The organism is Massilia oculi (assembly GCF_003143515.1).
Taxonomy (GTDB): Bacteria; Pseudomonadota; Gammaproteobacteria; order Burkholderiales; family Burkholderiaceae_D; genus Telluria; species Telluria oculi.
On record NZ_CP029343.1, the window covers coordinates 3,019,525 to 3,039,677 of the forward strand.

Consider the following 20,153-nt stretch of genomic DNA (forward strand, 5'->3'; position numbering starts at 1 on the left):
AGATGTTGTCCGGTGTAAAGTTGCCATTTGCCCATCTCACCGCCCGGAGGCTGCTTGAACCGCTTGACCCTGAACGCCCTCTCCCTGTGCCTGGCCGCCGCCGGCCTGTGTTCCGTCCATGCCGCCCACGCGGCCGACGTGATCATCAGCGCCGACCGCCTGCTCGACGTCAAGAGCGGCCGAATGATCCAGAACCCCGAGATACTGGTGCGCGACGGCAAGGTCGTCAGCCTCAAGCCGGATGCCGCCACGCCGGCCGCCGCCGATGCGACCCGCATCGCCCTGCCCGGCATGACCCTGCTGCCCGGCCTGATCGACATGCACGTGCACCTCGATGCCGACCCGACCTATGGCGGCTACAAGGGCCTCGAATACAACGACCGCTTCTGGTCGGCGCTGGCCGTGGCCCATGCGGGCAAGACCCTCGACGCGGGCTTCACCACCGTGCGCAACCTGGGCGCCTCGGACTGGAACGACGTCGGCCTGGGCCAGGCGATCGCCGCCGGCAAGGTGCGCGGCCCGCGCATCGTGCCGGCCGCCTGGTCGTTCGGCGCGACCGGCGGCCATTGCGACAGCACCTACTTCCCGCCGTCGATGGAAGAAAAGAACAAGTACAACGCCGACAGCCCGGACGAAGTACGCAAGTCGGTGCGCGAACTGCGCAAGTACGGCGCCCAGGTGATCAAGGTCTGCGCCACCGGCGGCGTCTTCTCGCGCAACACCGAACCGGGCCAGCAGCAGATGACCCTGGCCGAACTGCGCACCGCGGTGGAAGAAGCGCACCAGTGGGGCCTGCAGGTGGCGGCCCACGCCCACGGCGCGGCCGGCATCAAGGATGCCATCCGCGCCGGCGTCAACACGATCGAGCATGCGAGCCTGATCGACGACGAGGGCATCGCGCTGGCGAAGAAGCACGGCGCCTGGCTGTCGATGGACATCTACAACGGCACCTATACCGCGCTTGAAGGCAAAAAGAACGGCGTGCTGGAAGATAATCTGCGCAAGGACCGCGAAGTGACGGAACGGCAGCGCCAGAATTTCAGGAAGGCGCATGCGGCCGGGGTCAAGATGGTGTTCGGCACCGACGCCGGCGTGCACCCGCACGGCGGCAACGCCAAGCAGTTCGCCGTCATGGTCCAGTACGGGATGACGCCGCTGCAGGCGATCCAGGCCGCCACCGTCAACGCGGCCGAGGCGCTGGCGCGCAAGGACGTCGGCGTGGTCGAGCCGGGCCGCTATGCCGACATCGTGGCGGTCAAGGGCGATCCGCTTGTCGACGTCACCTTGCTGGAAGCGCCGGCGGTCGTGATCCAGGGCGGCGCCATCGTCAAGGGCGGCGCGCTTTAACGGCCACCCAGGCGCTCCAGGCGTTCCAGCAGCGGAGCGCAGCGTTCCTTCACGAGCGCATGCAACAGCTTCACCGCGGGCGAGAATTGCTTGCGGTGCGGGCACACCAGGTTCAAGGGGGTGGCTTCGCCGGGGATTTCCGACAAGACCACCTCGAGCCTTCCCTCCGCCACGTCGGCGCAGACGTCGAGCCAGGATTTATAGGCGATGCCTTCGCCGGCGACGGCCCAGCGCCGCACCACGTCGGCGTCGTCGCTGACCAGCGATCCCTTGACCTGCACCATCTGGTCTCCTTCAGGCAGTGGAAAGCACCAGCGGTCATAGATGCGCCCGCGCAGGCGGTAGGCCAGGCAGGCGTGCGAGGCCAGCTCGGCCAGCGTTTGCGGGCGGCCGTGCCGTTCCAGGTAAGCGGGAGAAGCGATCAGCACACGCCGGTTCTCCGGCGCCACCGGGAGCGCGATGAAGCTGGCGTCGTCGATCTGGCCGTAGCGCAGCGCGATGTCGACCGGATCGCGGAACACGTCCGCCACCTGGTCCGACACCAGCATCTGGATGTCCAGGCCCGGGTGCGCGCGCCGGAACTCCCCGATCCACGGCAGCAGCACATTGCGGCCGAAGTCGGACGGCGCCGCCACCTGCAGGGTGCCGGACAGGGACGCATTCTCGCCGCGCATGCCGTCGTGGCCATCGCGCAGCGTCTGCAGCGCATCCTGGGCAAAAGGCAGGTAGCGCTTGCCCTCGTCGGTCAGGCGCAGGCTGCGCGTCGAGCGCGCGAACAGGCGGACGTCGAGTTCGCGTTCCAGCCTCTGAATCGCCGCGCTGGCCTGGCCGGGCAGCAGGTTCACTTCGCGCGCGGCCTGTGAAAAACTGCCCAGGGCGGCGGCGCGCACGAACAGCGACAGGTCGTCGAGACGGATCATTTTCTTTCCCACAGTGAAAGTGAAACCCTGCCGTGGCGCTGTTTCGCGGCCCGGCTCTTCTCTAGAATCGTTGTCACCGTATTGCCCCCACTTTATTCCCGGAGAAGAAAATGAAAGCGATAGTCTATACCCAACACGGCCTGCCCATTGACGACCCGCAGGCCCTGGTCGACACCGAGCTGCCCATGCCGCTGGCCGGCCCGCACGACCTGCTGGTCGAAGTGCGCGCCGTCTCGGTCAACCCGGTCGACACCAAGATCCGCCTGGGCTCTGCCGTCAGCGAGCCGCGCGTGCTGGGCTGGGACGCCAGCGGCATCGTGCGCGCCGTCGGCGCCAACGTGACCCTGTTCGCGCCGGGCGATGAGGTGTTCTATGCCGGCTCGATCGTCCGCCCCGGCTCCAACAGCCAGTTCCAGGCCGTCGACGAGCGCATCGTCGGCAGGAAGCCCGCGAATCTCGGCTTCGCCGAAGCGGCCGCCCTGCCCCTGACCTCGATCACGGCCTGGGAATTGCTGTTCGATCGCTTGCGCGTGCCGGAGGGCGGCGGTGAAGGCAAGTCGCTCCTGATCATCGGTGCCGGCGGCGGCGTCGGTTCGATCCTGACCCAGCTCGCGCGCCGGCTCACCAGATTGACGGTGATCGGCAGCGCCTCGCGCGACGCCACCCGCGAATGGGTGACCAGGTTGGGCGCCCACCACACGGTCGACCACACCCGCCGGATGCAGCCGCAGCTCGAAGAGCTGGGTTTGGCCAACGTCGACATCGTGATCAGCCTGACCCACACCGACCGCCATTACCAGGACATCATCGACGCGCTGGCGCCGCAGGGCCAGCTGGCGCTGATCGACGATCCGGCCACGCTCGACGCGGTGCCGCTCAAGCGCAAGTCGATCTCGCTGCACTGGGAACTGATGTTCACCCGCTCGATGTTCGAGACGGCCGACATGGTGCGCCAGCACGAGCTCCTGAACCGGGTGGCCGCGATGGTCGAGGACGGCACCCTGACCACCACCTTGGGCGAGCACTTCGGCACGGTTAACGCCGCCAATTTGCGCCGCGCCCATGCCCTCATCGAGAGCAACCGCGCGATCGGAAAAATCGTGCTCGAGAACTTTTAAGGCGCAGATCGCTTAAGATCGTCGCATTCAATATCGGAAGGAGCACCATGAATATCCTGTCGGCCGCACAAAAACGCCATACCGCCAAAGCCTACGATGCGGAGCGCCGCATCCCTGAAGAAGTAATGCAGCAGGTGTACGACCTGCTGCGCAGCAGCCCGTCGTCGGTGAACTCGCAGCCGTGGCACTTCGTCGTCGCCAACACGCCGGAAGGCCGTGCGCGCATCGCCAAGGCGGCGCAGGGCGGCTATGCCTACAACGCGGCCAAGATCAATGATGCCTCGCACGTGATCGTGCTGTGCTCGCGCATCGACATGGACGAGGCGCACCTGGAAGCGCTGCTGGACCAGGAACAACGCGATGGCCGCTTCCGCGACGCCGCCGCGCGCGCCGGCCAGGACGGCGCCCGCCGCGGCTACGTCAACCAGCACCGCTTCGGCGGCAAGGACGTGGCGCAGTGGCTCGAGAAGCAGGTCTACCTGGCGCTGGGCACCGCGCTGCTGGGCGCGGCCACGCTCGAGATCGACGCGACCCCGATGGAAGGCTTCGACCAGAAGATCCTGGACGAGGAATTCGGCCTGAACGCGAAGGGCCTGACCAGCCTGGTGCTGGTGAGCTTCGGCTATTCGTCGGAAAGCGATTTCAATGCCGGCCTGCCGAAATCGCGCCTGGCGCAGGAAGCGACGTTCACCTTCATCTGATCGCGTGATTGTCGCCACCTGCGGGTGGTTCGTGAAAACGGCGTGCAGCGATGCACGCCGTTTTTTTGCGTCCAGCCCTCGGATTCGGTCACATGCACGATGGCTCAAATTGAGGGATATATGACCAACAGGCCATGTTTTGTCTGCGTAGACTGTTTCCATCGACAACGAAACACCAGGGAGAACGACATGACCACGACCGCACAAGCCACCACCGCCCTGATCACCGGCGCCTCGACCGGCATCGGCGCCCGCTACGCCCAACGTCTGGCCGAACGCGGCTACGACCTGGTGCTGGTGGCGCGCAACCAGCAGCGCCTCGAGCAGGTCGCCGCCCGGCTGCGCGCCGAGACCGGCCGCAAGGTCGACATCCTGGTCGCCGATCTCACGCAAGGCGCCGACCTGCGCCGCGTGGAAGAGCGCCTGGCAAGCGATGCGTCGATCACGCTGTTGCTGAACAACGCCGGCCTGGGCGCCACCGCCAGCATGCTCGACTCGAGCGTCGACGATCTCGACCGCATGATCGCGCTGAACGTGACGGCGCTGACCCGCCTGACGCGCGCCATCGTGCCGCGCCTGGTGGCGCGCGGCCAGGGCACCATCATCAATATCTCGTCGATCGCGGCCGTCGCTCCCGAGGTACTCAACGGCACCTACGGCGGCAGCAAGGCCTTCGTGCTGGCGCTCACCCAGTCGCTGCAGCACGAAGTGGGCGGCAAGGGCATCCGGGTCCAGGCCGTGCTGCCGGGCGCCACCGCCACCGAATTCTGGGACCACGCCGGGGTACCGGTCGCGCACCTGCCGCAAGAGATCGTGATGCGCGTCGACGACATGGTCGACGCCGCCCTCGCCGGTCTGGATCAGGGAGAAGTCATCACCATCCCGGCCCTGCCGGACAGCGCCGACTGGGACGCATTTGAAAGCGCCCGCCGCGCGCTGGGGCCGAACCTGTCGCATACCAGGCCGGCGTCGCGCTACAGCGTCTGATCTGGCGCGGTATTGCCGTCCTGCTTGACCGGCGCGCAGTTCGAATTCTCCAGGACGATCTCCTTGTAGATGTCGAGCGGCGGCAGTCCCAGGGCTGGGCGCCGCGCTTCCACTTTCTCGCGGTCGTCCATCGAGTTGAAGTCAACATTGCAGGGCTGCTCGGACGGCGCCATCATCCGGAAAACCGCATTGCTCGAACAATGCTTTCAGCCAAGCCGTATTGGCACGGTCGACGATGCCCATTTGCTGCATCAGTGTCTTCTGGTCTGGATCGTTCATCCGGCTGAAGTCGAGTCGTGCACGCAGGGCCTGGTCGGCGCTGACCCGTGTGGCGAGTTCCTGCGGATAGTCGTCGCAGGCGGCATGGGCCGACGGGTGGGACAGGACGGCGGCAAGCGCGATTCCCAAGGTGGCCGAGAAACGGTGCATCGGTGGTCTGGACGAAGTGGAGGAATGGCCGAGTGTATGCCTGCACAGGCGCCCCGGTCCATTCCTCTTGCATGAATCGCGTTTCAGGGATCGAGCGGATCCCAGGGATCGACGCGCAGCGAGCGCGCCGACGGCGTGAATTCCACCTCGTACGGCGAGTGGCGCGTGCCGATGGCGCCCGGATCGTAGCCGAGTTCCGCCGGATTGCGGGCCGCGAACTCGGGGCTCGAGATGTAGCGGCTCTGGCTGGCGTTGGCGACGATCAGCGTCGGCTTGTCCAGCGGCGCACCCATCGCGTGCAGGCGCCGGGTGGCGTTGCGCAGATTGGTCGTCGTGTGGCGCGCATAGGGCTCGATCACGATGCGCTCGGCGGGAATCCCGAAGCGTTCGACCAGCGTCCTGCGCATCTCCACCGCCTCGACATAAGTCGATCCTTTCGGGTGCACGGCGGCGCCGCTGGTGATGATGAAGGCCACGTCGCCCTGCGCGAAGCGGCGCGCGGCCAGTTGCAGGTGCAGCTTGCTGCGCGCGCTGATCGAGAGCGCCGGATTCTCGGGGCCGACGCCGGGAATGATGATCGCAGAGTACCTGTAGCGCTGCCAGTCGGTCTTCTTCGCCAGCGCGAACGGCGCCCCGTTGTGGGCCTGGTCGAGCGGCTCGAACAGCACCGCGTCGCGCCGATCGTTGGCGTCGATCAGGGCGATGGCCAGCGCGATGCTGGGGTCCAGCCGCACCGCCGGGTCGCGCTTGCCGGCGTCGGCCAGCCAGATGGCGTCCGCGACCGAGGCCTTGAAGCCGGCGCCGTCGGTCTTCTCGATCGGACCGTCGATCATCGGATAGCGCGGTTGCGCGCCGAAGCCGTAGGTCTGCAGCACGGCGTTCAGGCCGCGCAGTTCGCGCGCCACCTGGGCCCTGGCGCCGTCGTCGGCCATGCCCGGCGGCTTGCCGGCCGCCGGCACGGCCGCCGCCACCGCATCCATGTCGGCATCGGTCCAGGTGGCCGCCAGCAGCAGGCATTTGGGCGCCAGCTCGCAGGCGTCGATGCGCTTCCTGCGTTGCTCCAGCACGGCTACCAGGGCGGCCGGCGCGCGCTCGGGCTGGATCGAGGTCACCAGCGGGAACATGCGCCCCGCCATCAGCGACCAGTGGCGGTCGACCGCCTGTGCGGCGTGCAGGGGAAGTGCGGCAGCCAGCGCTGCCGTGAGCATGAGATGTTTGATCATCGTGTTACCAAGCCTTGCTGATGGAGAAGCGCGCACTTCGTCCGAACACCGGACGGCCATAGATCGCCACGCTATTGCCCTGGCCCGCCAGCGCGTCGGTGCGGGTATTGCCCTCGGTGAGACCTTTTTCGTTCGTCAGGTTGTCGCCGGTGAGCTGGAATTGCCAGTCGCCGCGCGTCACGGTCACGCCGGCGCCGATGGTGTGGAACGAAGGCAGCTCGGTCGCGTTGAAGAAGTCGACGTAGCGCTTGCCCATGTAGGCCACGCTGCCGTAGACGTCGACCGCATTGCCGCCAAGGTTGAAGCTGTAGCTCGGACGGATGTTGCCGAACACCTTCGGCTGGCGGATCAGCTGGTTGCCGATGATGCGCGACGGATCTGCGCCGGTGGCGCTGGCGAAGTCGCGGTACTCCGGTTCCTGCACCGTCAGCGAGGCGTTCACCACGAAGCGGTCGGTTACGTGCCAGGCGCCGTCGGCCTCGGCGCCCTGCACCACGGCCTTGCCGTAGAACGGCACGGTCTGGTCGTTGCGGCCGGTGACCGGGTTGAAGGCGACGAACGAGGCGTTGAGCGGGTCGAAGTTGGTGCGGAAGGCGGTCACATACAGGTAGGAGCGGCCGAGGGTGGCCTTGACACCGACCTCGTACTGGTCGGCCTTGGTGGTCAGCACCAGCGGGTCGACCGACGAGGCCACGTTCATCGTCGGCGGCACTTCCAGGTGCGACACGCGCGCGTAGCCGCCCAGGTTCGGGGTGAAATCGTAGTTGGCGCCCAGGGTCCAGTTGGTGGTGCGCGGCTTGTGGACGTGCGACTGGCGCGCGCCGGTGAAGCGGCGCGTGGTGTCGTCGGCCAGGGTCGCGCGGTCGCCCAGGTTGGCCTGCGCGGTGAGCAAGGCGTAGCCGTCGTAGCGGTAACGCTCGGTGCGCACGCCGGCGTCCAGGCGCAGCTGGTCGTTCACGGTCCAGGTGTCGTTCAGGTACAGCGCCCCCATGCGCGCCTCGACGTCGCCCTGGTTCAGGGTCGTGGTGTAGCGCAGCACGCCGTTGTCGGTGACCGAGCCGAGCACCGCGCCGGAGTCCGAATAGGCCACCAGGTCGAGGGTGCGCGGGCGGCCCTTCACTTCGATCAGCATGTCGTTGTAGACCGACTTGCTGGTGGTGCCGTAGGCGCTGGCGTAGAAGCCGGCCTTCACGTCGTGGCTGCCGATGCCGGTCGCGAAGGTGCGCGTCAGGTTGACGTCGGCCTGGTGCGAGTAGAAGGTGGCGCCCAGCGCCCGGTACTGGCCCTGCATCACCAGGCCGGAATCCTGCGCCGGATCGTAGGCTTGCGCGCCCTTGCTGCCGGCGACCGCATAGCCCAGTCGGGCGACCGGGCCGAAGGCAGCCCTGGCCGAGTTCAGGAAACCGTTGGCGAAGGTGGTCGCGTCGGCCGGGTTGGAAGTCGAATAGAAGGCGTCGAACTCGAGCTTGCCGCGGGTGGCGCCGGCCTTGGCCGACAGCTGCCAGGCGCCGAGGTCGCCCTCGTACTGCAGGCCCAGGTTGCCGAATTCGAGGTGGCGGCCGTCGGCCAGGTCGCGCGTCTCGGTCTGCAGGACGCCGGCGCCGTCCAGGTATTTCTGCGGCACGCTGCGCAGGGCGGGCGAATTCATCGTCCCGTCGAAATAATCGATGTAGCGGTCGAGCGAGACGGCCGGATTGCGCGGATCCGAGACCGGGATCGGCAGGTAGAAGGCGTTGTGGTCGTTCAGGTAGTTGGCGCTCAGCTTCCAGGTGCCGCTGTCGGTCACGCGCTTGATGTTGGCGCGGATCTGGCCGCCGCGGTCGTTCGGGAAGCCGTTGTCGCGATGGCCGTCGTCCTCGCGAATGAATCCGCCGACGGCGTAATAGGTCTTGTCGTCGATCTTGCCCGACTGGTAGGCGTCGAGGCGCTTGAGGCCCGTGGTGCCGACCGTGACCCGGGCCTTGCCCATGGTCTTCTCGGAGCCGGTGACGGTAGTGTTGTTGACGATGGCGGCGGCCTGGCTGGCATAGATCGGCGCGGGGCCGCCGCGCACGATTTCGACGTTCCTGGTCATCAGGTCGTAGCGGTTCATGCTGTCGCCGCGGAAGAAGAAGCCGTTGATCTCGGTCATCAGGGGCAGCCCGTCCTGCTGGAACAGGGCATAGCCGTCGTCGGTCGGGATGCCGCGCACGCGGGTCACGTTCTGCACTTCGCCGCCGGTCGCTTCCACCTGGATGCCGGGCATCTTGCCCAGCAGGTCGGCCATGTTCAGCGGCGCCAGCTTCTGGATGTCGCCCTGCGACAGGGAATTGACCGCATACGACACGTCGAAGCGGCGCTGCGGGCGCGCCGAACCGGTGACCACCACCACCTGGGCGCCGGTGGCGGCGTCGGCATCCGGGCTCGCGGCCGGCGCCGGGGGGCCACCACAGCGGAGGGTTCCTGGGCTGCGGCACAGGGGCCGAGTACGGTCAGGGCGCCGAGTGCACAGTGCAGCGCGAGCGTCATTCTTGTCTTGATCATGGAATCGTCCTGTAGGGATAAAGTCAACAGGGCGAGCATAAGGACCGTTTTTGACCGGATTATTTATTACTCGTAAAATAAATAAAATTCACGCGACAAGGCTGGAACGATGAAGGCGGCACGCCTGCACCTGCTCTCGGAAGAAAAACGCCTGCTCTGGCATCTGCGCACGAAAGGAGCGATGCCACGCACGGAACTGGCCCTCTCTCTCCAGGTCAGCAACTCGGCACTGACCAAGCTGTCGCATAACCTGATCAGCCTCGGCCTGATCGAAGAGCGGGAAGCGCTCGAGGCGCCCACGCGCGGCCGGCCGACCATCCCGCTCGGTATTTCGCCGCAGGGTGGTTTCGCAGCCGGCGCGACGGTCCACAAGGGGGTGCTGGAGATCGCCCTGGTCGACTTCTCGGGCGAGATCATCGCGCTGGTCAGCGAGCAGATCGGCACGCCAAGCCCCGTCGAATTCGCCGCCATCGTGCAAGGGCATCTCGACGTACTCGGCGTACGGCACCGTTTGCTGGGCCAGCGCTTCTTCGGCATCGGCGTGGGCTTGCCCGGTTCGCCGCGCTCGCGCACGGGCGATTCGTGGCATACGGTGAAAGAGCTGCCCGGCTGGAACGACGTGCCGCTGGGGCAGATGCTGGGCGAGGCGCTCGGCACGGCGGTCTTGCTGGAGAATGACGCCAACGCGGCGGCCATGGCCGAGTACTACCTGAGCAGCGCCGGGCGCAAGGCATCCACCGTCGTCGTGATCCTGCTTGGCTACGGCATCGGCGCAGGCGTGATCGAGGATGGACGGCTGGTCAAGGGCGGATTCGGCGCGGCCGGCGAAATCGGGATGCTCTATCCCGGCCACCTGCCGCGTCCGAGCACGCTGGACTTGCTGGCGGTGCTGCGCGAAGCCGGCTGCGGCATCGAGTCGGTGGCCCGTTTCGACGAGCTCACTGCAGGTTTCGAGGAGGTCGTCGAGGGCTGGCTCGACCGCGCCGCCAGCCAGCTGGAAGTGCTGGTCAACAGTGCGATCGCCTGGTTCGATCCGGAAGACGTGGTGTTCTCGAGTCCCTTGCCGGCCTCGGTGGTGGAGCGCCTGGCCGAGCGCCTGAATGCGATGCCGCTGTGCTGGTCGCCCGAGCGGCCGGGGCAGATCCGTATCTCGGCGCTGGGCGGCAGCGCCATCGCGCTGGGCGCCGCACTGCTGCCGATCCATGCGGCGACCACGCTGGTAGCGGGCTAGGATTGCGCGCTGACATCAAACTGTCATCCGCGCCGGATATGCTCGCGGGATGCCAGACTTTCGCGCATGCGCCGCCCAGCTGAATGACGACCGCCATGTCGTTGGCTATGCATCGGGCAACTTCGGCAAGGCGATCTTTTTGGGCAGCATCGATGTCACGCTGCTGTTCCTGCTGACCGATGTCATCGGCATGCCCGCACGCGAGGTCAGCCTGCTCATGCTGATCGTTTTCCTGGGCGACCTGGCGTTCGACATCGGCGCCGGGATGCTCGCCGCGCATGCCGACCGGCGCGGCATCGGCTATCCGCGCCTGATTGCCCTATGCGTCCTGCCCTGTGCGTGCGCCTTCGGGGCGCTGTACGCCCTGCCGCTCCTGCAGGTGAAGCACTTCGCTCTCATCGCCATCCTGTTGCTGCTGCTGCGCGCCACCTACGCCCTGATCGACGTGCCGCACAACAGCCTGCTGGCGCGGGTGACGACCGACAGCCACGCGCGCGGGCGCGCTTCCGGCTACCGCACCCTGTTCAGCGCTACCGCCAGCATCGTCGTCGCCACCGTGATCGCGCCGTCGATGAACGTCGCGCAAGGCCAGGCGACGCCGGTGCGCATGGCATGGCTGGGCGTCGGCGCCGGCGTGCTGTTTTGCGCGACCCTGCTGATGGCTGCATGGTCGTCGCGCACGGCCGACCAGGTGCGCGGCCCGGCTCCGCGACCAGCCGCCGCCTTCGGTTGGTGGCCCAAGCCCGACCGGCTGTTCGGCGCCATCGCCGTGGTGGCCATGGTGACCGGTTTCGCGATACCGATGTTCGCCAAGACCTTGCTCTACCTGTGCACGTATGTGCTGGACGATGCCGGTTTCGCCGGCCGGGTGCTCCTGACGCTCGCCCTGAGCGGCATCGCCGGCGCCACCTTGTGGATTGCGCTGGTGCGTCGCCATGACAAGACGACCTTGCTGGCCCTGAGCCATGGCGTGGCCGCCACCGGCATCGTCCTGTTCGCCTGTGCCGGCGAACAGCGCGCCCTGCTGCTCGCATGTGCGGCGCTGGCCGGCATCGGCCTGGCCGGGGTGGGCATGCTGCCCTGGGGGATCCTGGCCGATATCGTCGACTTTTCGGAGTTCCGCTATCGCGAGCGGCGCGAGACCGTGGCGTTCGCGGCGATCCTGGTGCTGCTCAAGGCGGGCGGGGCGGCCGCGCTGGCCACCATCGGGTGGACGCTTGGGCAATTGGGTTACGTGCCGGGTGCCGTCCAGACGCCGGCTGTCATATTGGCACTCAAGGTGCTGGCGTTCGGCGCGCCGGTACTGGGTTCGTTCATCGCGATCCTGGTGCTGCTGCGGCTGGACATCGGCCACACGATGCACGCCCGGGTACGCCGGGTCAACGGCCTGCGCCGCCTGGCGCGTGCAGGCCAGGCGATGCAGGCGGCTCAGCACGGCCGGGCCAGCTGCTTTTCCATGAACACCGACGCGAGGTCTACCCCACAACGGTGCGGATACAACTCTTTGCGCAGCGACACGAAGCCGGCGCGTTCGTAGAACGGGACGGCGTTGAGCGAGGCCGACAGGAACAGGCGGGACAGGCCCCGCTGGCACGCCATCGATTCCAGCTGCTGCAGCAATTGCAAGGCGATGCCGCGGCGCTGCTGGCGCGGCTCGACGAAGGCGGCATTGAGCTCGCCGGTATCCAGGTTCAGCACGGCGTAGCCGACGATGTGCCCGTTTTCCTCCGCCACGACGGCGCCACCGGCCTGGACCAGCAGCGGCAGCGAGGCGGGCGCCGGGGCGGCGCACCAGATGTCGATCACCGCGGCCGGGTAATGGCCGGCGCAACCGGCGCGGACCGCCCGGGTGCGCAATTCCCACAATGTCGACAGGTCGGCCAGGGTGGCCGGGCGGCGCGATGACATGGTGTTTCCTTGAATAAAGGCGATAACTAAATACTACACCGGGCGGAATGGCCATTCCCGCAGAGCAGTCGTGCGCGCGTCGTTTCTCGTTCAGGGATAAGCTTGCCGCATGCATCATCGATTTCTTCACCCGGAGGAAAACAATGAAACGCGCACTCCTGGCCACCGTATTGTCCATCGTGGTCGCCACCGCTTCCGCCCATCACGGGTGGAGCGAATACGATGCCAAGCAACCTCAACAGCTGACCGGCACCATCGAAGAATCCGGTTACCAGCAGCCCCACGGCTTCGTGCGCCTGAAAACGGCCGACAAGACCTGGCTGGTGGTGCTGGCGCCGCCCGGCCGCATGGAGAACCGTGGCCTGGCCAAGGACATGCTGGAGGTAGGCAACAAGGTCACCGTCTACGGCTACCCCAACCGCAGCAAGTCCGCTGAGTTGCGCGCCGAGCGCATCACCGTCGGCGACAAGGTCACGGAGCTGCGCTGAGCGTCATCAAGGATGCGGCCGCCTGGGCCGCCTCGACGCCACTGGCCCAGGCCCTGCGCGACGGCGCCTGGCTGTATCCGGTCGTCGAGATCGTCCACATCGTCGGCTTCACCGTGCTGGTGGGGGCGGCGGCGATGTTCGACCTGCGCCTGCTCGGCTTCGGCCGTACGCTTCCCGTGCAGGGGCTGGCGCGCCACCTGCTGCCATGGTCCTGGTTCGGCCTGCTGCTGATCGTGCCGAGCGGGCTGCTGATGTTCTCGACCCAGCCCGAGCTGCTGGACAATGACGTCTTCCTGCTCAAGCTGGCGCTGATCGTGGCGGCCGGCGTGAATGCCCTCGTCTTCCATGCCGGTCCCTGGCGCGGGGCCGCCGGCTGGCCGGCTGGCGCGCCGGCCTGGGCCAGGCTGCATGCGGCGCTGTCGCTGCTGCTCTGGATCGCCGTGATCGCCTGCGGGCGCCTGCTGGCCTATGTCTGACGCGCGTTCGACGGCGAACCGGCAGCCTTCGTGCTACAGTCTGTTGCCGCTTTTTCAGTCAACCACGATGCTCAAACAGTTCTCTACCTTCGCCGTCGCCTGCACCATCGCCTGCATGAGCGCCGGCGCCGCCCAGGCCGCGCTGCCGGTGTATGGCTTTGTCGTCAAGAACACCTACCCCCACGATCCCGGGGCCTTCACGCAAGGCCTGTTCTACCGCGACGGCCATCTGTACGAAAGCACCGGCCAGTATGGCCGCTCGACGATCCGCAAGGTGGAGCTCAAGACCGGCAAGGTGGTGCAGAAGGCCGACTTGCCGAAGGAGGTGTTTGGCGAAGGTTCGACCGCGGTGGGCAACAGCCTGGTCGGCCTGACCTGGACCTCGCAGGTCGGCTATGTGTTCGACCTCAAGACTTTCAAGCTCAAGCAGAGCTTCGAGTACGAGGGCGAGGGTTGGGGCCTGGCCAGCGATGCGAAGCAGCTGTACATGAGCGACGGCAGTTCCTTCATCCGCATCCTCGATCCGAAGACGATGAAGGAGCTGAGCCGGGTGCAGGTGACGGCCGAGGGCCGCCCGGTCGACCGCCTGAACGAACTGGAAATGGTCGACGGCGAGCTGTATTCGAACATCTGGGGCAGCGAACTGATCGCCCGCATCGATCCCGACAGCGGCAAGGTGCTCGGGGTGATCGACCTGACCGGGCTGCTGCCGCCAGACCAGCGGGGCACGAAGGAAGTCGACGCCGTCCTCAACGGCATCGCCTGGGACAGCAAGGGCAAGCGCCTGTTCGTCACCGGCAAGCTGTGGCCCAAGCTGTTCGAGATCGAGCTGGTGCCCAAACTTCGACGTTGATCTAGGTGCGGTCGGTGACGTCGATCACCACCTTGCCGAAGTGCGCGCCGGACGCCATGTGGCGATACGCTTCCCGGGCCTGGCCGAACGGAAACACGCGGTCGATCACCGGCTTGACGCCGCTCACGTCCACGAAGCGCATCACGTCCTCCAGCATGGCGCGGCTGCCGACATAGATGCCCACCAGGCGCTTGGCGCTGGCCAGCAGCGAGGCCGGATTGACTTCGCCGCCGAAGCCGCTGACGCCGCCGATGACGGCGACGGTCCCGCCCATCGCGGCGCTCGATACCGATTTGTTCACCGTCCCCTTGCCGCCCACTTCCAGCACCACCTGGGCGCCGACGCCGTGCGTAAGGTGCAGCACCTCGTCGTGCCACTCGGGAATCGCCTGGTAATTGATCGTGTGGTGGGCGCCCAGCGCGCGCGCCCGCGCCAGCTTGTCGTCGCTGGACGACGTGACGATGGTGCGCAGGCCCGCCGCGCGCGCCAGTTGCAGGCCGAGGATCGAGACGCCCCCGGTGCCCAGCAGCAGCACGGTATCGCCCGGCTTGACGTGGTTGCTGGAGACGAAGATTGCGTTCCAGGCGGTGACCGCGGCGCACGGCATGGTGGATGCTTCGATGAAGGACAGGCCGGCCGGGATAATGGCCAGCGCGTCCTCGTGCAGGATGACTTCTTCGGCCAGCATGCCGTCGATGTCGCCGCCCAGGCCGTGACGCACCTTGTCCGGCGTCGGTCCGCCTTCCAGCCAGTGCGGGAAGAAGGAACCGGCCACGCGGTCGCCCACCTGCACCCGCGTCACGCCGGGACCGACCGCCAGCACCTCGCCGGCGCCGTCCGAGCACGGGATGATGGGATCCTCGACCGAGACCAGGTAGTTGCCGCCGGCGACCATCAGGTCGCGGTAGTTGAGCGAGACGGCGTGCACGCGGATGCGTACTTCGCCCAGGCCGAGGTCGCGCTCGGGGTAGTCGATGCACTGGAGGCCGTCGATGTTTGCGCCGTGCAGAATTTGGTAAGCCCGCATGGGTCTTCCTTTCAAGTAAAAATGAATGTGGCGGCAAGCGCTACATCGGCTTTGCCACCATCAGCCAGAAAATCACGATGAACGCCGCGAACGCCGGCACCCCCAGGGTCACCCAGATCCTGAAATAACGCCAGTACAGCACCGGCAATGCAGTATCGGTACGCGCCGCCTCCGCCGCCATGTCGCGCATGCGGATCTGCAGCCACACCACCGGCAGCCAGCAGGCGCCGGCGATCACGTACAGGACGATCGACCACATGATCCACTTGCTGTGCAGCGGATAGCCGGCCAGGTGGATCATGTAGAAGCCCGTCAGCGGCTGCAGGATGGCGGTGGTGGCCGTGAACAGCCAGTCGGCGACGACGACGTATTTCGCCACCACCGCGATCGCGCGCACGTCGCGGCTGACGTTGGCGAACAGCATGTACCAGGCCGATCCGATTCCGGTGCCGAACAGCAGCGTCGACGAGACGATGTGCAGCCACTTCAGCACCACGTAATCCATCATTTTTCCTCGAGTTGGTAGAGTAGCCAGATCGCGGCCAGCATCGGCAGGTTCTTGGTCAGCGGCCCGTAGGGGTGCAGCAGGAATTCAGGCAGCTTGACCGCGATCACGACCGTATAAAAGCCGATCAGGCCCAGTTGCGCCAGCCACAGCCAGCGCCGCCGCGCCAGCAACAGGATGCCCAGTCCCAGCAGCAGGTCGAAGGTGGCGGCGCCATACAGCATCCATGGTTGCAGGTCGGGAGGAATGCCGGTGCGCGCCAGCAGCGCGTAGCTGGCCTCGACCGGGTACAGGCCAAACGACACGATCGCGGTCAGGATCCAGACCGCCGCGATGCTGTAGCGGAGCATCGGCAGCAGCCAGCCGAGCTTGGCGCGCGCGCGTTCGCCGTCCGGGTCGCCGATGAACTCGTTCGGTGAGCGCGGCAGATGGCCGAGCAGCATCGCCGTCTGCATCACGTCGGCCGTGTTGTCGCGGTCCAGCATGCGCAGCGCGTCGCGGCTGATCAATGTGCCGGGCAGGATGGCGGCCGTCAGCCGCGCCACCGGTCCCGGCAGGGTCAACACGCGCTGGCGCCCCATGCCCATGGTTGTTCTCAGCAGGCCGAGATAGTCGGTGAACGGCATCGCCTGCGGCCCCACCAGCGGCACCCGCATCGAGGTGCCGGCCCCCGGCATCATCGGCAGGCGGTGTTTGAGCAGGCCGACGATGGCCAGCACCAGGTCGTCCACATGAATCGGCTGCACCAGCTGCGGCTTGCTGCCGAAGCGCAGGGTGAACGGCATGCTGGCCAGGGTGCGGAAGGTGCGCGCGCTGGCGCCATCGCGGCCGTACACGAGCGAGGGCTGGACGATGTAGGAGCGCAGCGGCAAGCCGGCCAGGTAGTCGTCGGCATCGCGCTTGGACAGGTGGTAGGGCGATTGGGCATCGCGGTCGGCGCCCAGCGCCGACAGTTGGATCACCATCTGCACGTCGTGCGATTCGGCGCAGGCGGCGAACAGCGCGCGCGGCGTGTCGCGGTGCAGGCGGGCGAAATTCTGGCGTCCGCTTTCGCGGAAGATGCCGACCGTGTTGATCACGGCGTCGACGTGCGACAGGCGCGCCGACCAGGCCGATTTATCGGTATTGTTGGCAAAATCGGCGTGGATATAGCTCAGGCGCGGGTCATCGCTTTTCGGAAGCTTCGCTTCCGGTGCTCTCAGCGCGCACACGACGTGGTGGCCTTCGGTGAGCAACGCCTGCAGCAGATGTTGCCCGATGAAACCGCTTGCCCCCGTCAGCAAAATCCGCATCCGTTGTTCCCTTCACATCGAGTAAAAGAGGATTGTATGGAAAATACGGCATTACAGCGCGCACTCATCTCTGGTGCGACCTCGAGCGTGCTCTCCACGGTGGCGATGGCGTTGGTCGGCAAGATCCAGTCCGGCAGTGCTTTCGCACCGACCAATGCCGTCAGCCACTATGTTCATGGTAATAAAGCAGGCTACCGCGACCGCTTCTCGCTGCGCTACACGGTGCCGGGCTACCTGATCCACCATGCCAGCGCGACCTTCTGGTCCTTCGTGTTCGAACGCGCCCTGGGTGGCGTAATGGACGGCAAGAATCCGATGGCCATCGCCGCCTCCTCGGCGGCAACGTCGGCATTCGCCGCCTTTACCGACTACAAGCTGACGCCCAGGTCGCTGCAGCCGGGATATGAAAAGCGCATGTCGCGCAATGCGCTGGGCGTGGTGTATGTGGGGTTCGCGATCGGCCTGGCGATCGGTGCGATCCTGACGCGCAAGGATCAGCCGTCGCGCTAGCGTCGGCGGAGACGCCGACGCCATGCAGGAAGGTCAGTGCGCGGCCGCCTTCTTGCCGCGCATGCGCTGCACCAGCGTCACGACCGCCAGCACCACCGCGCCTACCAGCACGCCGACCAGGGCGTCGACCACGATTGGCGCCAGCACGGCCAGCACCGGGCCCACCGCCGGGATGTCGGTGAGCGAGGCGGCGATGCTTTGCGAGAAGTGGTGAACGGCTTCGATCGCGTGCGCGATGATGCCGCCGCCGACCATGAACATGGCGGCAGTGCCGACCACCGACAGCACCTTCATCAGGCGCGGCGCGGCCGCCAGCAAGCCCTTGCCCAGGCCGCGCGCGGCGCCGTTCTGGCTCCGGCTCAGGTAAAGACCCGCGTCGTCCATCTTGACGATGGCCGCCACCAGGCCGTAGACGCCGATCGTCATCGCCACCGCGATCGTCACCAGCACCGCCACCTGCTGGCCGAGGGCGGCGCCGGCCACCGTGCCCAGCGAGATCACGATGATCTCGGCCGACAGGATGAAGTCGGTGCGCACCGCTCCCTTGATCTTGTCCTTCTCCATCTGGACGATATCGACCCGCGGATCGGCGATCGCCGCCTTGTGCTGGGCCTTGTGCTGCTCTTCTTCCTGCGCGCCGTGCAGGTATTTGTGGGCCAGCTTCTCGAAGCCCTCGTAGCACAGGAAGGCCCCGCCGATCATCAGGAGCGGCGTGATCAGCCAGGGCAGGAAGACCGAGATCGCCAGCGCCGCGGGCACCAGGATCGCCTTGTTGAGCATCGATCCCTTGGCCACCGCCCACACCACCGGCAGTTCGCGGTCGGCCTTCACGCCGGTGACCTGCTGCGCATTGAGCGCCAGGTCGTCGCCCAGCACCCCCGCCGTCTTCTTGGCCGCGATCTTGCTCATCGCGGCCACGTCGTCGAGGATGGTGGCGATATCGTCCAACAGGGTGAATAGACTGGCTCCGGCCATGGGTGATGCTCCTTCATTGTAAGTTGACATGATATTAACCGAGGCGCGGTTCCGCGGCTACACGGTTCGCCGCGCCGTTCGGCGTCGCTTTTTGCAGTTCATGCCTGAAAATCTGCATCTCGTCGCTTTTGCCGGGCGACTTCCGGTCTGCGTACGTATAGTGCAGCGTGAAGGTTGCGGTACTGCAGCCTCGTCCCCCCAAAACGAAGGAGATCATTCCATGAACACCGATTCGCTCCAGTCTGCCGCTCCCGCCGCCGCTCCGGTCCGCCGCGCCCGCCCGCCGAAGCGCAAGACCCGCATCACGATCTATCTCGACGACGAGGTACTGAAGGAATTCCGCAACCTGTCCGAGCGTTGCGGCACCGGTTACCAGACCCTGATCAACGCCGCGCTGCGCAACCGTTTGAACGGGCCGGTCATCGAATCTGGCGTCGCATAAGGCTTCCTTTCAGATTTCCCGCCGGGAGCGGCATTACACATAGCAATATTTATGCTAATCTTCCCGCTCTTTTAACCCCGGAGGGATTTATGAAAAAAGGCGAACTGATCGCAGAATTCGCGAAGCGCACCGAGATGTCGGGCGCTGCCGCTGGCGACGCCGTGAACACCATCATCGAGATCATCACCGAGCGCCTGAAAAAGGGCGACACGGTGGGCATCACCGGCTTCGGCACCTTCTCGGTGACCAAGCGCGCCGCACGCAAGGGCCGCAACCCTGCCACCGGCGAAGTGATCAAGATCGCGGCATCGAAGAGCCCGCGTTTCTCGGCTGGCGCGACCCTGAAGGCAGCGGTCAACCCGACCAAGAAGAAGTAATCAGTACCCGGCCTCGCGTCGCGGCCCGTTGACGGGTCGCGCGCGCTGGCTGAATGTGCCGTTTTTTGCCTCCCCGGCAGCAAGTCTTCCCCCTCTCCTCCGCAGCACCATTCATTTTTTCACCGCCATGAGCTTCGCTACCTGGATCGCCTTCGTCATCGCCGGTTCGCTGATCGCCATTTCGCCCGGCTCCGGCGCGGTCCTGTCGATGTCGCATGGCCTGGCCTACGGCCTCAGGAAGGCCAGCGCGACCGTCCTCGGCCTGCAGCTGGGCCTGATCCTGGTGCTGGTCATCGCCGGCGCCGGCGTCGGTTCGCTGCTGCTGGCATCCTCGGTCGCCTTCACGGCGGTCAAGGTGATCGGCGCGCTGTACCTGATCTACCTCGGCGTGACCCAGTGGCGCGCCACCCCGGCGCCCGGCCCGACGGCGTCGACCGCCGGCCTGGAAGCGCATCCGTCGTTCGGCAGGCGCGTGCTGACCGGTTTTCTCACCAATACCACGAACCCGAAGGGCATCATCTTCATGGTCGCCGTGCTGCCGCAGTTCATTTCCAAGGATGCGCCGCTGCTCACCCAGCTGGCGATCCTGGGCGTGACCATGGTGGCGATCGATTCGATCGTGATGCACGGCTACGCCGCCCTGGCCGCCTCGATGCAGCGCTTCATGCGCGATCCGCGCCATATGCGCCTGCAGAACCGCGTGTTCGGCGCGGTGCTGGTGCTGATCGGCTCGATGCTATTCTTCGTCAAGCGCCAGCCGGCCTGATCCATCGTATTTCTGCTGGGCCGGCAGATGCAACTTTATGTAACCCGCGTTGTCC

23 protein-coding genes are annotated in these 20,153 nt (G+C 66.5%); 13 read left to right on the forward strand and 10 right to left on the reverse strand.

Going from position 1 to position 20,153, the window contains the following annotated elements; genetic code table 11:
- Positions 1 to 54 precede the first annotated feature (54 nt).
- Positions 55 to 1,347, forward strand: coding sequence for a Xaa-Pro dipeptidase (locus DIR46_RS13835; protein ID WP_109345745.1), 1,293 nt, complete (start codon positions 55 to 57; stop codon positions 1,345 to 1,347).
- On the opposite strand, the gene DIR46_RS13840 is transcribed toward DIR46_RS13835, so the two are convergent.
- Positions 1,344 to 2,267, reverse strand: coding sequence for a LysR family transcriptional regulator (locus DIR46_RS13840; RefSeq protein ID WP_109345746.1), 924 nt, complete (start codon positions 2,265 to 2,267; stop codon positions 1,344 to 1,346). The genes DIR46_RS13835 and DIR46_RS13840 overlap by 4 nt on opposite strands.
- Positions 2,268 to 2,377: 110 nt before the next feature.
- Here DIR46_RS13840 and DIR46_RS13845 point away from each other — a divergent pair, with 110 nt between their 5' ends.
- From DIR46_RS13845 to DIR46_RS13855, 3 genes are all read left to right on the forward strand, one after another.
- A complete protein-coding gene (locus tag DIR46_RS13845) occupies positions 2,378 to 3,385 on the forward strand; it encodes a zinc-binding alcohol dehydrogenase family protein (protein ID WP_109345747.1) in 1,008 nt (335 codons plus the stop codon).
- A 47-nt stretch (positions 3,386 to 3,432) separates the two neighbouring features.
- The gene (nfsB, locus tag DIR46_RS13850; protein WP_109345748.1) at positions 3,433 to 4,086 is read left to right on the forward strand and encodes an oxygen-insensitive NAD(P)H nitroreductase; all 654 of its coding nucleotides are present in this window, start codon (positions 3,433 to 3,435) and stop codon (positions 4,084 to 4,086) included.
- Positions 4,087 to 4,275: 189 nt separating this feature from the next.
- The gene (locus DIR46_RS13855) at positions 4,276 to 5,073 is read left to right on the forward strand and encodes an SDR family NAD(P)-dependent oxidoreductase (protein WP_109345749.1); all 798 of its coding nucleotides are present in this window, start codon (positions 4,276 to 4,278) and stop codon (positions 5,071 to 5,073) included.
- Here DIR46_RS13855 and DIR46_RS13860 read toward each other — a convergent pair.
- The 4 genes from DIR46_RS13860 to DIR46_RS13870 form a co-directional block, all read right to left on the reverse strand.
- Entirely contained in the window at positions 5,061 to 5,249 is a 189-nt protein-coding gene (locus tag DIR46_RS13860; protein WP_109345750.1) for a hypothetical protein, read from the reverse strand. The two genes, DIR46_RS13855 and DIR46_RS13860, sit on opposite strands and share 13 nt — an antisense overlap.
- Positions 5,215 to 5,502 carry a hypothetical protein gene (locus DIR46_RS26600; RefSeq protein ID WP_162819511.1) on the reverse strand — a complete coding sequence of 96 codons (288 nt, stop codon included), beginning with the start codon at positions 5,500 to 5,502 and terminating at the stop codon, positions 5,215 to 5,217. Before DIR46_RS26600 ends, DIR46_RS13860 begins: the two co-directional genes overlap by 35 nt.
- Before the next feature lie 83 nt (positions 5,503 to 5,585).
- Positions 5,586 to 6,725: a YdcF family protein gene (locus DIR46_RS13865; protein WP_205288977.1), complete on the reverse strand. Its 1,140-nt coding sequence runs from the start codon at positions 6,723 to 6,725 to the stop codon at positions 5,586 to 5,588.
- Positions 6,726 to 6,729: 4 nt separating this feature from the next.
- The gene (locus DIR46_RS13870; protein WP_205288978.1) at positions 6,730 to 9,096 is read right to left on the reverse strand and encodes a TonB-dependent receptor; all 2,367 of its coding nucleotides are present in this window, start codon (positions 9,094 to 9,096) and stop codon (positions 6,730 to 6,732) included.
- Positions 9,097 to 9,357: 261 nt separating this feature from the next.
- Between DIR46_RS13870 and DIR46_RS13875 the strand changes: the two genes are divergently transcribed.
- Together DIR46_RS13875 and DIR46_RS13880 are read left to right on the forward strand one after the other, a co-directional pair.
- Positions 9,358 to 10,479: an ROK family protein gene (locus DIR46_RS13875; protein WP_109345752.1), complete on the forward strand. Its 1,122-nt coding sequence runs from the start codon at positions 9,358 to 9,360 to the stop codon at positions 10,477 to 10,479.
- A 49-nt stretch (positions 10,480 to 10,528) separates the two neighbouring features.
- The gene (locus DIR46_RS13880) at positions 10,529 to 12,016 is read left to right on the forward strand and encodes an MFS transporter (protein ID WP_109345753.1); all 1,488 of its coding nucleotides are present in this window, start codon (positions 10,529 to 10,531) and stop codon (positions 12,014 to 12,016) included.
- On the opposite strand, the gene DIR46_RS13885 is transcribed toward DIR46_RS13880, so the two are convergent.
- Complete coding sequence (locus DIR46_RS13885; protein WP_109345754.1) at positions 11,908 to 12,387, reverse strand: GNAT family N-acetyltransferase; 480 nt, start codon at positions 12,385 to 12,387, stop codon at positions 11,908 to 11,910. The genes DIR46_RS13880 and DIR46_RS13885 overlap by 109 nt on opposite strands.
- A gap of 143 nt (positions 12,388 to 12,530) precedes the next feature.
- On the opposite strand from DIR46_RS13885, the gene DIR46_RS13890 reads away from it, so the two are divergent.
- From DIR46_RS13890 to DIR46_RS13900, 3 genes are all read left to right on the forward strand, one after another.
- Entirely contained in the window at positions 12,531 to 12,875 is a 345-nt protein-coding gene (locus DIR46_RS13890) for a DUF6152 family protein (protein ID WP_109345755.1), read from the forward strand.
- 113 nt (positions 12,876 to 12,988) lie between these two features.
- The gene (locus DIR46_RS13895; RefSeq protein ID WP_229446255.1) at positions 12,989 to 13,351 is read left to right on the forward strand and encodes a hypothetical protein; all 363 of its coding nucleotides are present in this window, start codon (positions 12,989 to 12,991) and stop codon (positions 13,349 to 13,351) included.
- A gap of 67 nt (positions 13,352 to 13,418) precedes the next feature.
- The gene (locus DIR46_RS13900) at positions 13,419 to 14,204 is read left to right on the forward strand and encodes a glutaminyl-peptide cyclotransferase (protein ID WP_109345757.1); all 786 of its coding nucleotides are present in this window, start codon (positions 13,419 to 13,421) and stop codon (positions 14,202 to 14,204) included.
- A gap of 1 nt (position 14,205) precedes the next feature.
- Here DIR46_RS13900 and DIR46_RS13905 read toward each other — a convergent pair whose 3' ends face one another.
- The 3 genes from DIR46_RS13905 to DIR46_RS13915 are packed head-to-tail and all read right to left on the reverse strand — an operon-like array spanning position 14,206 to position 17,028.
- A complete protein-coding gene (locus DIR46_RS13905) occupies positions 14,206 to 15,231 on the reverse strand; it encodes a zinc-dependent alcohol dehydrogenase family protein (RefSeq protein WP_109345758.1) in 1,026 nt (341 codons plus the stop codon).
- Between the two features lie 40 nt (positions 15,232 to 15,271).
- Positions 15,272 to 15,736 (reverse strand): DUF2269 family protein, encoded by a 465-nt coding sequence (locus tag DIR46_RS13910; RefSeq protein ID WP_109345759.1) that lies wholly within the window; start codon positions 15,734 to 15,736, stop codon positions 15,272 to 15,274.
- Positions 15,736 to 17,028: an SDR family oxidoreductase gene (locus DIR46_RS13915; protein WP_109345760.1), complete on the reverse strand. Its 1,293-nt coding sequence runs from the start codon at positions 17,026 to 17,028 to the stop codon at positions 15,736 to 15,738. Before DIR46_RS13915 ends, DIR46_RS13910 begins: the two co-directional genes overlap by 1 nt.
- 36 nt (positions 17,029 to 17,064) lie before the next feature.
- Between DIR46_RS13915 and DIR46_RS13920 the strand changes: the two genes are divergently transcribed.
- Positions 17,065 to 17,538 carry a hypothetical protein gene (locus DIR46_RS13920; protein WP_109345761.1) on the forward strand — a complete coding sequence of 158 codons (474 nt, stop codon included), beginning with the start codon at positions 17,065 to 17,067 and terminating at the stop codon, positions 17,536 to 17,538.
- 33 nt (positions 17,539 to 17,571) lie between these two features.
- Here DIR46_RS13920 and DIR46_RS13925 read toward each other — a convergent pair whose 3' ends face one another.
- Positions 17,572 to 18,513 carry a DUF808 domain-containing protein gene (locus DIR46_RS13925; RefSeq protein WP_109345762.1) on the reverse strand — a complete coding sequence of 314 codons (942 nt, stop codon included), beginning with the start codon at positions 18,511 to 18,513 and terminating at the stop codon, positions 17,572 to 17,574.
- A 220-nt stretch (positions 18,514 to 18,733) separates the two neighbouring features.
- Between DIR46_RS13925 and DIR46_RS13935 the strand changes: the two genes are divergently transcribed.
- From DIR46_RS13935 to DIR46_RS13945, 3 genes are all read left to right on the forward strand, one after another.
- On the forward strand, positions 18,734 to 18,955 hold the full coding sequence (locus tag DIR46_RS13935) for a BrnA antitoxin family protein (protein ID WP_109345764.1): 222 nt from the start codon (positions 18,734 to 18,736) through the stop codon (positions 18,953 to 18,955).
- An 89-nt stretch (positions 18,956 to 19,044) separates the two neighbouring features.
- A complete protein-coding gene (locus DIR46_RS13940; protein WP_005664253.1) occupies positions 19,045 to 19,332 on the forward strand; it encodes an HU family DNA-binding protein in 288 nt (95 codons plus the stop codon).
- Between the two features lie 127 nt (positions 19,333 to 19,459).
- Complete coding sequence (locus DIR46_RS13945; protein ID WP_109345765.1) at positions 19,460 to 20,098, forward strand: LysE family transporter; 639 nt, start codon at positions 19,460 to 19,462, stop codon at positions 20,096 to 20,098.
- The last annotated feature ends 55 nt before the right edge of the window (positions 20,099 to 20,153 follow it).